The organism is Pseudorhizobium flavum (genome assembly GCF_044142885.1).
Taxonomy (GTDB): Bacteria; Pseudomonadota; Alphaproteobacteria; order Rhizobiales; family Rhizobiaceae; genus Neorhizobium; species Neorhizobium flavum.
Genome location: NZ_JBIOKZ010000003.1, coordinates 324,836 through 337,060 on the forward strand (window position 1 = coordinate 324,836; position 12,225 = coordinate 337,060).

At 62.7% G+C, this 12,225-nt stretch carries 13 protein-coding genes, 1 tRNA gene and 1 riboswitch; of the genes, 11 read left to right on the forward strand and 3 right to left on the reverse strand.

Going from position 1 to position 12,225, the window contains the following annotated elements; translation table 11 throughout:
* Position 1 precedes the first annotated feature (1 nt).
* Entirely contained in the window at positions 2-652 is a 651-nt protein-coding gene (locus ACEPP2_RS08390; protein ID WP_281977135.1) for a thiamine diphosphokinase, read from the reverse strand.
* A 100-nt stretch (positions 653-752) separates the two neighbouring features.
* On the opposite strand from ACEPP2_RS08390, the gene ACEPP2_RS08395 reads away from it, so the two are divergent.
* The 4 genes from ACEPP2_RS08395 (at position 753) to ACEPP2_RS08410 (ending at position 4,956) form a co-directional block, all read left to right on the forward strand.
* A complete protein-coding gene (locus tag ACEPP2_RS08395; RefSeq protein ID WP_395516305.1) occupies positions 753-1,592 on the forward strand; it encodes an AAA family ATPase in 840 nt (279 codons plus the stop codon).
* Positions 1,593-1,644: 52 nt separating this feature from the next.
* A riboswitch (SAM riboswitch) is annotated at positions 1,645-1,722 on the forward strand.
* 54 nt (positions 1,723-1,776) lie between these two features.
* Complete coding sequence (gene metA / locus ACEPP2_RS08400; RefSeq protein ID WP_077549269.1) at positions 1,777-2,697, forward strand: homoserine O-acetyltransferase MetA; 921 nt, start codon at positions 1,777-1,779, stop codon at positions 2,695-2,697.
* Between the two features lies 1 nt (position 2,698).
* A complete protein-coding gene (locus ACEPP2_RS08405; RefSeq protein ID WP_395516306.1) occupies positions 2,699-3,880 on the forward strand; it encodes a vWA domain-containing protein in 1,182 nt (393 codons plus the stop codon).
* A 62-nt stretch (positions 3,881-3,942) separates the two neighbouring features.
* Positions 3,943-4,956 carry an aldose epimerase family protein gene (locus tag ACEPP2_RS08410; protein ID WP_395516307.1) on the forward strand — a complete coding sequence of 338 codons (1,014 nt, stop codon included), beginning with the start codon at positions 3,943-3,945 and terminating at the stop codon, positions 4,954-4,956.
* Between the two features lie 152 nt (positions 4,957-5,108).
* On the opposite strand, the gene ACEPP2_RS08415 is transcribed toward ACEPP2_RS08410, so the two are convergent.
* Positions 5,109-5,183, reverse strand: a tRNA-Gly gene (locus ACEPP2_RS08415).
* A 279-nt stretch (positions 5,184-5,462) separates the two neighbouring features.
* Here ACEPP2_RS08415 and ACEPP2_RS08420 point away from each other — a divergent pair.
* The 4 genes from ACEPP2_RS08420 (at position 5,463) to ACEPP2_RS08435 (ending at position 7,997) form a co-directional block, all read left to right on the forward strand.
* Positions 5,463-5,984, forward strand: a complete 522-nt coding sequence (locus tag ACEPP2_RS08420) for a prolyl-tRNA synthetase associated domain-containing protein (protein ID WP_395516308.1) — start codon at positions 5,463-5,465, stop codon at positions 5,982-5,984.
* 56 nt (positions 5,985-6,040) lie between these two features.
* On the forward strand, positions 6,041-7,021 hold the full coding sequence (gene trxA, locus ACEPP2_RS08425) for a thioredoxin (RefSeq protein ID WP_395516309.1): 981 nt from the start codon (positions 6,041-6,043) through the stop codon (positions 7,019-7,021).
* Positions 7,022-7,127: 106 nt separating this feature from the next.
* Positions 7,128-7,802, forward strand: a complete 675-nt coding sequence (locus ACEPP2_RS08430; RefSeq protein WP_395516310.1) for an LON peptidase substrate-binding domain-containing protein — start codon at positions 7,128-7,130, stop codon at positions 7,800-7,802.
* A 6-nt stretch (positions 7,803-7,808) separates the two neighbouring features.
* On the forward strand, positions 7,809-7,997 hold the full coding sequence (locus tag ACEPP2_RS08435) for a Trm112 family protein (RefSeq protein ID WP_052640499.1): 189 nt from the start codon (positions 7,809-7,811) through the stop codon (positions 7,995-7,997).
* A 9-nt stretch (positions 7,998-8,006) separates the two neighbouring features.
* On the opposite strand, the gene ACEPP2_RS08440 is transcribed toward ACEPP2_RS08435, so the two are convergent.
* Entirely contained in the window at positions 8,007-9,266 is a 1,260-nt protein-coding gene (locus ACEPP2_RS08440; RefSeq protein WP_395516437.1) for a ubiquinone biosynthesis hydroxylase, read from the reverse strand.
* Between the two features lie 41 nt (positions 9,267-9,307).
* Here ACEPP2_RS08440 and tesB point away from each other — a divergent pair, with 41 nt between their 5' ends.
* The 3 genes from tesB to ACEPP2_RS08455 all read left to right on the forward strand — a co-directional run bounded on the left by tesB (position 9,308) and on the right by ACEPP2_RS08455 (position 12,142).
* The gene (gene tesB, locus ACEPP2_RS08445) at positions 9,308-10,192 is read left to right on the forward strand and encodes an acyl-CoA thioesterase II (protein ID WP_281977141.1); all 885 of its coding nucleotides are present in this window, start codon (positions 9,308-9,310) and stop codon (positions 10,190-10,192) included.
* A 212-nt stretch (positions 10,193-10,404) separates the two neighbouring features.
* Complete coding sequence (locus ACEPP2_RS08450; protein WP_281977142.1) at positions 10,405-10,755, forward strand: P-II family nitrogen regulator; 351 nt, start codon at positions 10,405-10,407, stop codon at positions 10,753-10,755.
* Positions 10,756-10,780: 25 nt separating this feature from the next.
* Positions 10,781-12,142: an ammonium transporter gene (locus ACEPP2_RS08455; RefSeq protein WP_395516311.1), complete on the forward strand. Its 1,362-nt coding sequence runs from the start codon at positions 10,781-10,783 to the stop codon at positions 12,140-12,142.
* The last annotated feature ends 83 nt before the right edge of the window (positions 12,143-12,225 follow it).

Here is a 12,225-nt window from a genome sequence, read left to right on the forward strand (position 1 = left end):
GTCAGGCTCCTGTCAGATCGTAGGGGCGGGCAAAGATCATCGCCTTCCCGCGCTTCAGCGAGAAGGCCACCGGGCCCTCTGCCACATTGGAAATCGTCCGCGACGAGCCGAAGGGCAAGAAGAAGTTCTCGAGCGGATAACGTGCGTTGAGGATGTCGAGGCCTTCCAGTTCGGAAAAACCGATGACAGAGAACAGCGAGCCTGCCGGCAGGTCCAGAAGGCGGCGTCCGGGAAGCAGGGGGACGGCCTCTTCGGCGCCGGAGGTCAGAAGCACTTCAACGCCACGGTCGGCCAGGCTGAGGGCGTGAAAGACATGCTGCAGGGCGTGGTCGCTTCGCTCGCCGCCGAGCGCGCCAGCGAGCACCAGGCGCTCGGCACCCCGGTCGAGCGCCTCCGCGGTTGCGATCTCTCCATCCGTCTCGTTCTTTGCTGCGGGGTAGGGCTGCCGCGGAACTGCGGACTGCGCCTCGATCAGCCCGGGCGGTGTCGAGTCGAAATCACCGACCCAGAGCTCGGGCTCGATGCCGAGGGTTGCGGCATGGCGCATGCCGCCGTCGGCCGCGATGAAGCGGCTTCCTTCGAGCGCTTCGCGCAGCCGCTCTGTGACGGTGAGCTCGCCTCCGAGGAGGATAGTGAACGTGGACTTGGTCATTGGCGATGTCCATAGCCCAGACCGACAGGCAAGGGAAAGCGGCTTGCACCGGTTCGGCCTAGCTTTTAGGTTGCCGCCAAAATTCCCTACAGGTCTCCTCATGCAGTTTCATGGTACAGCCGACTATATCGCCGATACCGACCTGATGGTCGCGGTCAACGCCGCCATCCGCCTCGAGCGACCGCTCCTGGTCAAAGGCGAGCCGGGGACCGGCAAGACGGAACTCGCCCGGCAGATCGCGTCGGCACTCGGTCTCGATCTCATTGCGTGGAACGTCAAATCGACCACCAAGGCGCAGCAAGGCCTTTACGAATACGACGCCGTCTCGCGCCTGCGCGACAGCCAGCTCGGTGACGAGCGCGTGAATGATGTTCGCAACTATATCCGGCAGGGGAAGCTCTGGCAGGCCTTTGCCGCGCCGCAGAAGACCGTCCTGCTGATCGACGAGATCGACAAGGCGGATATAGAGTTTCCGAACGACCTCCTGCAGGAGCTCGACCGGATGGAGTTCCATGTCTACGAGACAGGCGAGACGGTGAAGGCGCAGCAGAGGCCGATCGTCATCATCACCTCGAACAACGAGAAGGAACTGCCGGATGCCTTCCTTCGCCGCTGTTTCTTCCACTACATCCGGTTTCCGGATGCCGAGACCCTCGCGCGCATCGTCGAGGTGCACTATCCGGGCATCAAGCAGGAGTTGCTCCGGAACGCCCTGGCGCAGTTCTACCAGATCAGGGAGGTGCCAGGCCTGCGCAAGAAGCCGTCCACCTCCGAGGCGCTCGACTGGATCCGGTTGCTGGTCTCGGACGACATCGACCCAGCTGACCTGCGTGCCGACGTCAAGACGATCCTGCCCCGGCTGCACGGGGCACTGCTGAAGAACGAGCAGGACGTCCACCTGTTCGAACGGCTGGCCTTCATGGCCCGGCGGGAACGGTAGCCCCCGGCATCGGCGGCTGCAATTGACCTGAGGGGAAGAAGAGCCTATCTAGATTGCACTTCGTGGTGATTTGGCCGGCCGGCTTGCAGCCACGTTAAACAAGTCGCTAAAGGGCCGCGCGAAGTTCACTTTGACGCGCCGGTTGCGATTTGTCGCCGCCGGCTTTTTGTTTTGTGAGTGTGCGATGCCGATCAAGATCCCCGATACGCTGCCCGCCTTCGAAACCCTCGTGCAGGAGGGCGTGCGGGTGATGACCGAGACGGTTGCGGTGCGGCAGGACATCCGGCCGCTGCAGATCGGGCTCCTCAACCTCATGCCGAACAAGATCAAGACCGAGCTTCAGATGGCGCGCCTCGTCGGCGCGACTCCGCTTCAGGTGGAGCTGTCGCTGGTGAGGATCGGTGGCCACAAGGCAAAGAACACGTCGGAGGAGCACCTGCTCTCCTTCTACGATACCTGGGACGAGGTGAAGCATCGGAAGTTCGACGGCTTCATCATCACCGGTGCGCCGGTAGAGACGCTGCCCTTCGAGAGCGTGACCTACTGGGACGAGATGCAGCAGATCCTTGACTGGACAACCACCAATGTCCATTCGACGATGAATGTCTGCTGGGGTGCAATGGCGGCGATCTACCACTTCCATGGTGTGCCGAAGCACGAGTTGAAGGAGAAGGCGTTCGGAGTCTACCGCCACCGCAATCTCTGCCCGTCGTCCGTTTACCTGACCGGCTTCTCGGACGACTTCCAGGTGCCGGTGTCGCGCTGGACGGAGGTTCGGCGCGAGGACATCGACAAGATCCCGGACCTCAGGATCCTGATGGAATCGGAGGAGATGGGCGTCTGCCTCGTCGAGGAAGCGAAAGGCCGCCGCCTCTACATGTTCAATCACGTGGAGTATGATTCCACGTCGCTGGCGGAGGAGTACTTCCGCGACGTCAATGCGGGCGTGCCTATCAAGATGCCGCATGACTACTTTCCGCACAATGACGTGACGCTGCCGCCGCAGAACCGCTGGCGCAGCCATGCGCATCTCCTGTTCGGCAACTGGATCAACGAGATCTACCAGACCACCCATTACGACCTGGAGCGGATCGGGACCGAGTAGAATGCTGCTTTCGTTTTTCCTGCAGCTGAAGGCGGAAAAGCTGCCCGTCACGTTGCGCGAATACCTGAGCCTCATCGAGGGGATGAAGCAGGGCCTGGCGGATTTCGATGTCGACGCCTTCTACTTTCTCGCGCGCACCTGCCTGGTAAAGGACGAGCGACATATCGATCGGTTCGATCGGGTCTTCGCGTCGCATTTCCGCGGGCTGCAGGCGGTATCGGGAGAGGCCGGAGTGGAGGCGAGCGAACTTCCCGAGGAGTGGCTGCGCAGGCTCGCGGAAAAGCACCTGACGGAGGAGGAGAAGCGGCTCATCGAGACGCTCGGCGGCTTCGAGAAGCTGATGGAGACGCTGCGCAAGCGGCTGGAGGAGCAGAAAGGCCGCCACCAAGGTGGATCGAAGTGGATCGGAACTGCCGGCACTTCGCCCTTCGGCGCCTATGGCTACAATCCCGAGGGCGTCCGTATCGGGCAGGAAGGGTCGCGGCATCGGCGCGCCGTCAAGGTCTGGGACAAGCGGGAATTTTCCGATCTCGACGACACGGTGGAACTCGGCACCCGTAACATCAAGATCGCCCTTCGCCGGCTGCGGCGATGGGTGCGGGAAGGTGCGGCGGAGGAGTTTGACCTGCAGGGGACAATCCGCTCCACAGCGGAACACGGATATCTCGACGTGCAGACGCGACCGGAGCGCCGCAATGCCGTCAAGCTCTTGATGTTCTTCGATGTCGGAGGCTCGATGGACGACCATGTGCGGGAGGTAGAGGAGCTTTTCTCCGCCGTCCGCAGCGAATTTCGCCATCTGGAGCATTTCTATTTCCACAACTGCCTCTACGAGAGCGTCTGGAAGAACAATGGCCGGCGGTCGGAACGACTGCCCACGGAAGCGATCATCAACGGGTTCGGCAGCGACTACCGGGTGATCTTCGTTGGGGACGCATCGATGAGCCCCTACGAGATCAGCCATCCGGGTGGTTCCGTGGAGCACTGGAACAAGGAACCGGGAGAAGCCTGGCTTCGCCGCATCATCGCACACTTCCACCGCTTCGCCTGGATCAATCCGGTACCGGAAGCGCACTGGAGCTACGTGCAGTCTATCGCGATGATGCGCCACATACTGTCGGAGCGGATGTACCCGCTCACCCTCGGCGGCCTAGAGCAGGTTACGCGGGTCCTCAGCCGCTAGCTTTGTCGTTGCATCATCCGCCTGAATCGATCAGGTTCTGCGGCGCTGACCGGGAGGGTGCAATGGCAGAGCGGGAAGTCTTCGGCAAAACGTCACGGGGCGAGACGGTCCACCGTCTGCGGATTTCCGGCGGTGGTCTCACGGCTTCCATCCTGACGTGGGGGGCGGTGATCCAGGACCTGCGCCTGGAGGGTCACAAGCCGCCGCTGGTGCTCGGCTTCGAGAACTTCGACGACTATCCCCGCTACTCCCCCTATTTTGGGGCAACGCCCGGTCGCGTCGCCAACCGCGTTACCGGGGGCCGTTTCAGGCTGGACGGCAAGCTTCACCAGTTGGAACTCAACGAGAATGGCGTCACCCATCTCCACGGCGGCAGCGACGGAATCGCGAAGCGGCTCTGGGACATCGGAGATCTTGCGGCAGACCGGGTCGTGTTGCGGATCACCGATCCCGATGGCCGGGCGGGGTATCCGGGCAACTGCACCATTACCGCCACCTATCACCTTGCCGCCGATGGCGTGCTCCGCGTGCTCTACGAATCCTCAGCAGACCAGCCGACACCCTGCAACATCTGCCAGCACAGCTACTTCAATCTCGACGGCGCGGAGACGGCGCTCGGCCACGACATCATGATTGCAGCCGACCACATTCTGGAGGTCGACGAGCGGCAGTGTCCGACGGGAAACCTGACGGCTGTCGAGGGTACCCCCTACGACCTGCGGGTCATGGGCCCGATGGACCGGTTGCAGAACGGCGAGCGTCTCCTCTTCGACCACAACTTCTGCCTTTCGGAGGAGCGGGCGGCGAAGCGCTCCGTGGCGCTTGCCCGCAGCGTCAATTCCGGCGTCTCGCTGGAAGTCCGCACAACGGAGCCCGGCATCCAGTTTTATTCGGGCTACAAGCTGAGAGTGCCGACCCCTGGCCTCGAACGCCGTCAGTATCCGGCCTTTGCAGGCTTCTGCCTCGAAACGCAGGGTTGGCCGGATGCGGTGAACCATTCCGGCTTCCCTGGCGCGATCCTGCGGCCGGGCGAAGTGCTGCGCCAGGAGACGGATTACGTCTTCATGAAGAACTGAAGCCGCCTTCGGCTACCGGCAGGCTGGAACCGCTGCACCACGGCGGCGGGTCGTCTGCGCGACGACGAGGGTAAAACGGCAAGTAAACCGAGCGCACGCGCTACTGCTGAGGGTTGTCAGCCTTGGTCGGAACCGTCATTGGGAGAGACAATTGGAGCGGGTGAAGCGATTCGAACGCTCGACCCCAACCTTGGCAAGGTTGTGCTCTACCCCTGAGCTACACCCGCTCATATCCGCGACCCTGGGGTAGTGGGTGGATCGTGGGCCGCCGTGTGGCGGCGACGGGCGGTATATGGCCTAACTCGTTTTTGAATGCAACAGGGAAAAGACGATGGTGTTGAGAAATTTTTGACTGCCGCCGGCGCCCGGACTGAGCTTGCCAATGGGCAAGCGGCGAGACGCAAGCCACCCATGAGGCTCCTGTGCTTGCCCCCTTCCTGCAGACAGGATAATCCGGTGCCTGCGGCGGCACGGCCGCCCGACCTGAACAATGGAAAAGTGCTGACATGAACGACATCGCGATCCTGCCTGCGCCCACGACCCCCGAGGCTTTCTACGCTTTTCTCGACAAGCTCGGCATAGCCCACAAGACGAAGACGCATGCCCCGGTCTTCACGGTGGCGGAGTCGGTGAGCCTGCGCGACGAGATCCCTGGCGGGCACACGAAGAATCTCTTCGTCAAGGACAAGAAGGACCGCTACTTCGTCCTGACCGTGGAAGAGAACGCCACGGTCGACCTGAAGGCGGTCCACAAGGTGATCGGTGCGTCGGGCCGGGTCTCCTTCGGCCGTCCGGAGAAGATGATGGAATATCTCGGCGTCGTGCCGGGCTCGGTCACGGTGTTCGGCGCGATCAACGATACGGCCGGGAATGTCACCTTCGTTCTCGACGAGGACCTGATGAAACACGAGGTCATCAACGGCCACCCGCTTTCCAACGATGCCACCACGTCCGTCAGTCGTGACGACCTGCTGCGCTTCCTGGAGGCGACCGGCCACACGCCGCTTGTCTTGAAAGTCACCGACTGACATACGATGTTTCGCGGCGTATAACGCGGCGAAGACGAGACCGGGAGACAGCATTCATGAGCGGTACAGACAACCCCTATGGCGGCTCCTATGGTGGCCAGATGACGGCCAAGGCGCAGTTCGGCGGTGCGGCCGCAACGAGCGGCGGCAATGGCGCAGGATCCTTCGTCAAGGATACCAGCACGGCGGCCTTTTCTGCCGACGTGATGGAGGAATCGCGCCGCCAGCCTGTCCTGGTGGATTTCTGGGCGCCGTGGTGCGGCCCGTGCAAGCAGCTCACGCCCGTCCTGGAGCGCGTCGTCAACGAGGCGCAGGGGCGGGTGAAGCTCGTCAAGCTGAACATCGACGATCACCCTGCCATACCGGGCCAGATGGGAATCCAGTCTATTCCGGCCGTTGTCGCCTTTGTTGACGGGAGGCCGGTCGACGGGTTCATGGGGGCGGTGCCGGAGACCCAGATCCGGCAGTTCATCGACAAGGTCGCCGGTCCGGCGGGTGCCGATCAGGCTGCCGAGATCGAGGCCGCCGTTGGCGAGGCGGACGGTTTGCTTGCTGCCGGCGACGTCCAGTCGGCCGCCCAGCTCTACGGTGCTGTCCTGCAGGCGGATCCGGAAAATGCGAAGGCCGCTGCCGGGATGATGCGCTGCATGATCGAACTGGGTGATCTGGCGCGCGCTTCCCAGATGCTGCAGTCACTTCCCCCCGAGATTGCCGGCGACCCTGCCGTGCAGGCCGTGGCGAAGAAGCTCGAGCAATTCGAGGAGGCGCGTAAGCTCGGTGACCCGGCTGCGCTCGAACACCAGTTGTCGCTCCATCCGGACGATCACGAGACGCGGCTGAAGCTTGCCAAGATCCGCAACGCCGAAGGCAAGCGCGAGGAGGCAGCGGAGCACCTGCTGATCATCATGCGCAAGGACCGCAGCTTCGACGACGACGGCGCACGCCGCCAGCTCGTCGAGTTCTTCGAGGCCTGGGGGCCTAAGGATCCGAACACGATCGCCGCACGCCGCCGGATGTCGTCCATCCTGTTTGCCTGAGCCCGGCTGCCGTTAGGCGGCCTTGCGCTCCGCGTCTGGCGCCCCACATTACCGGCAACGGCGGTGTGGGCACCATGCCCGGTGGTCCTGTGGAGGATTGGGCCTGATGATTGTGGGTAATGCAAGATATGTGAAGCGGGAGGACCTGCCGGAGACGGTGCGGGTATTTCCCTTGACCGGGGCGCTTCTTCTGCCTGGTGGCCAGCTGCCGCTCAATATATTCGAGCCGCGATATCTTGCCATGTTCGATGCTGCATTGGCAGGCGACCGCCTGATCGGCATCGTGCAGCCGGCCTTGTCGGATCACGGCGGAAACGACGTCGCAAGGCCATCGCTCAGCAGCGTCGGATGCATCGGGCGCATCACATCGTTTGCCGAAACAGGAGACGGTCGCTACATCACCTCGCTCAGCGGGGTTTGCCGTTGTCGCCTCCTGGAAGAGATCGGCGAGGGTTATCCGTTCCGCAGCTTCAGGATCGCTCCATTGATGACGGACCTCTCCGCCGAGGACGACGAGGCTGCGGTCGACCGCGCCCAACTGCTGCGCGTCTTTCGTGCCTATCTCGATGCCAACAAGCTCGAAGCTGACTGGGAGAGCGTAGAGCGGGCCGGCAACCGGACGCTGGTGAACTCGCTTTCGATGATGTCGCCGTTCGGTCCGGCGGAGAAGCAGGCGTTGCTCGAGGCTCCTGACCTCAGGACACGGGCAGAGACGCTGATCGCCATCACGGAGATACTGCTTGCCCGCGGGCCCGGCGACACCGACACCGTGCTACAGTAGGGCGCCATGGATCAGATCGTCAGCAAGGTCGACCCCAAACTGCTCGAACTTCTGGTCTGCCCGCTGTCGAAGGCAAGACTGAGTTTCGATCGCGAGGCAAATGAACTCGTCTCCGAAAAGGCGCGGCTCGCCTATCCCATCCGCGATGGTGTGCCGATCATGCTGGTCTCGGAGGCCAGACGGCTGGAAGACTAGCCGCCGGCATCAGATCGGCTGGCCCGCCAGGAGCTTTGGCTGATTGGGTGCGGACGTGCCGGCAGCCTCTCCGATGAAGTAGGATTTCAGTCCGGGCAGCCGTTCCACCAGCGACAGTCCGAAGTCACGGGCGATCCGGATCGGCGTGATGTCGTTGGAGAAGAGGCGGTTCAGCACGTCCGTGGTCACCCCCATGCGGAACGTGTCGAAACGGCGCCAGGACTGGTAGCGCTCGAGCACGTTCAGCGCGCCGATGTCGAGACCTAGCCGATCCGCCTCCACGACCGTCTCGGCGAGCGCGGCGACATCCTTGAAGCCCAGGTTGAGGCCCTGCCCGGAGATCGGGTGGATCCCGTGTGCAGCGTCTCCCGCCAGCGCAAAACGCGGCGCAACGAAAGCGCGTGCCAGGGTCAACCCGAGCGGGAATGCCTTTCTGCTACCGGCGACGGTAATCGCGCCGAGTTTGTGGCCGAACCGACGCTGCAGTTCTTCCTCGAACACCAGTTCATCAGCGCGAACGAGCTGCTCCGCTTCCTCGCGCCGCTCGGTCCAGACCAGCGACGACCGATTGCCGGTGAGAGGCAGGATGGCAAAGGGGCCCGAGGGGAGAAAGTGTTCTTCGGCAACGCCCTCATGCGGCCGCTCATGTTCCACCGTCGTCACGATTCCCGACTGGCCGTAGTCCCAGCTGACGGTTTTGATCCCCGCCATATCGCGCAGCTTCGACTTTACGCCGTCACAGGCGACGAGCAGGCGTGTTTCCACCGTGCTGCCATCGGAGAGGGTGACGGTTGTCTTCGTGCTCGTGGTTATGAAGCCGGTCGCGGACAATCCGTGCCGGATCGCAATGCCGAGCCGCTCGCAAGCGCCCCGCAATGCTCTGACCATCTCGACGTTTGGCACCATGTGCGCGAATGGGCGGCCTTCCTCTACGGCGCCGTCAAAGGTGAGGAAGACCGGCCGGACGGGATCGGCGGTGCGGGAATCGGTGACGACCATCCTGTTGATCGGCTGCGCTTGCGGCAGGATGTCCTGCCAAACGCCGAGGACCTCGAGCATGCGGCTTGCAGCGGCGATGATCGCGGATGCTCTCTGGTCATTCTGCCAGACATGTTCGGGCGCGGCCTCGATCACTTCGACCTTCAGGTGTGGAGCAGACTGCTTCACCGCGACCGCCGCAGAAAGCCCGACATAGCCTCCGCCGACCACCAGCATATCCAGCATTTGTGCACTCTCCCGAGAGACTTGAGAAGACGATAGGGTCCATATAGATCATCCGGCACCAGCTTCCTACCATCGGAGTCTCCAGAATGTCGCGTCCGCCTGAATCGCAAGCCGCCATGGACCAGCTTCTGGCCACGCTCGATCTCGAAAAGCTGGAGGAGAACCTCTTCCGCGGCAGCAGTCCGCAGGTTGGCTGGCAGCGCGTCTTCGGCGGGCAGGTGATCGCTCAGGCGCTGATGGCCGCGCAACGGACAGTCGCCGATGACCGGTTCGTCCATTCTCTGCATGCGTATTTCATTCGGCCCGGCGACCCGTCCGTCCCGATTGTCTACCAGGTGGACCGTATACGCGACGGTTCGAGCTTCGCGACCCGGTGGATCGTCGCTATCCAGCATGGGCATCCGATCTTCTCGATGTCGGCGTCCTTCCAGGTGGAGGAGGGTGGTCTCGATCACCAGGTGCCGATGCCGCCGGTCACGCCGCCCGAGAAGCTGATGGGTGAAAAGGAGTTCAAGGAGCTGTTCCTCGCCCAGGCGCCTGAGGTCGTGCGGAAGTACTGGAGCCAGGACCGGCCGATCGAGATACGTCCCGTCTCGCTCGTGCACTACCTCACCAAGGATAAGCTGGAACCTCGACAGGACATCTGGGTGCGCGCGGTCGGCGCGGTACCTGCCGACCGCCACTACCAGGCCTGCATCCTCGCCTACCTCTCCGACATGACGCTTCTCGACACGTCGCTCTATCCGCATGGCACGTCCATCTTCAATCCGAAGTTGCAGGTGGCGAGCCTCGATCACGCCATGTGGTTCCATAGGCCCTGCACTATGGATGACTGGTTGCTCTACACGCAGGACAGCCCCAGTTCCTCAGGTGCCCGCGGCATGACGCGCGGCGGCCTGTACACCCGCTCCGGTACGCTCGTGGCATCCGTTGCCCAGGAAGGCCTGATTCGGAAACGAGCAGATGAATAGTTATTCGGCATTATTGTAAGTGTGATTAATTTTTATGCGGCGCGGGCCGCGCGTAGTGCCGTCATCTTAGGCGGTTCACTTTTCTCTCATTGAAATCATAGTGATAGGCTCCCCCACCTCAGTCTGGCACGGCCCTTGTATCTCCTCTGTCAGTCGCCTCGGCTTGATCCGCCGGCGATGAGGGAATTCGGCTTCGGCCGGACTAACAGAGGATGGGAAGCCAGATGAAAATCGTGATGGCCATTATCAAGCCGTTTAAGCTGGACGAGGTGCGCGAAGCTCTCACAGCCGTCGGTATCCAGGGCCTGACCGTTACCGAAGTCAAAGGTTACGGCCGCCAGAAGGGACACACAGAGATCTATCGCGGTACCGAATACGCCGTGAGTTTCCTGCCGAAGCTGAAGATCGAAGTGGCCGTGCCTTCGGACCTCGTCGACAAGGCCGTGGACGCCATCGCTTCGGCTGCCAAGACCGGCCAGATCGGCGACGGCAAGATCTTTGTCTATTCAATCGAACAGGCCGTGCGCATCCGGACCGGCGAAACCAGCACAGAAGCGCTTTAACGAACGGCTGATTGGGGAGCTAACAATGCAATTTTCCAGATTTACCACCTCGCTCGGCCGCCTGGGGGCTGCGTCTGCAGCCTTGATGGCGCCGGTTGTCGCCTTTGCCCAGGAGGCGGCTGCACCCGCTGCCGAGGCTGCGGCCGCGGCTCCGGTCCCGGACAAGGGCGACACCGCGTTCATGTTCATCTGCACGCTTCTCGTGCTCTTCATGCTGATGCCAGGGATCGGCCTGTTCTACGGCGGCCTCGTCCGGGCGAAGAACATGCTGTCCGTCCTCATGCAGTGCACGGTCGTCGGCGCATGCATGATGATCGTCTGGGTGCTCTACGGCTATTCCTTCGCCTTCGGCGGATCGGAAAGCGCCTTCTTCGGCGGCACGGCGAAGATGTTCCTGTCGGGCGTCACCATGGATTCCACGGCCGCGACCTTCTCGGATGCGGTCATCCCGGAATTCGTGTTCATGATGTTCCAGATGACCTTCGCGGCGTTGACGCCGGCGCTCATCGTCGGTGCGTTTGCGGAGCGCATCAAATTTTCGGCATCCGTCCTCTTCTGCATCCTGTGGGTAACCTTCGTCTACTTCCCGGTCGCGCACATGGTTTGGGATGCCAACGGTCTCCTCTTCGGCATGGGCGCGCTTGACTTCGCAGGCGGCACGGTCGTTCACATCAACGCCGGCGTTGCGGGCCTCATCGGGGCAATCATGGTCGGCAAGCGCATCGGCTTCGGCAAGGACATGATGGCCCCGCATTCGATGACGCTGACGCTCGTCGGTGCAGCCATGCTCTGGATCGGCTGGTTCGGCTTCAACGCAGGCTCCAACCTGGAAGCCTCCGGCGGCGCCATGCTGGCTGCAGTCAACACCTTCGTCGCCACGGCCGCGGCCATCCTGTCCTGGTGCGTCGTCGAGACGTTCACCCGCGGCAAGGCCTCCATGCTAGGTGCCGCCTCCGGCATGATCGCCGGTCTCGTCGCCATCACCCCGGCGGCCGGCATCGCCGGGCCGATGGGTGCCATCGTCATGGGGATCCTCGTCTCGCCGATCTGCTACTTCTTCATCGCCGTGATCAAGAACAAGTTCGGCTATGACGACACGGCGGATGTCTTCGGTGTCCACGGTGTCGGGGGTTTCTTCGGCGCTCTGGCAACCGGGATCTTCGCCTCGTCGTCGCTCGGTGGCATTGGCTATGCCGAAGGCGTCACCATGGGTGGCCAGTTCATGACCCAGCTGACCGCCGTCGTCATCACCATCGTCTGGTGCGGTATCGGCTCGGTGATCCTCTACAAGATCGTCGACCTGATCGTTGGACTGCGGGTCACTGTCGAAGCGGAGCGCGAGGGGCTTGATCTCGCCTCCCACGGCGAAGCTGCCTACCACTCCTGATCAAAGAGAGCTTACGGCGATCCCCAGGATCGCCGTAGAACCTCCCGTCGCGGCCGCCTCCGGTTGTCGCGCTTGCCCGGACC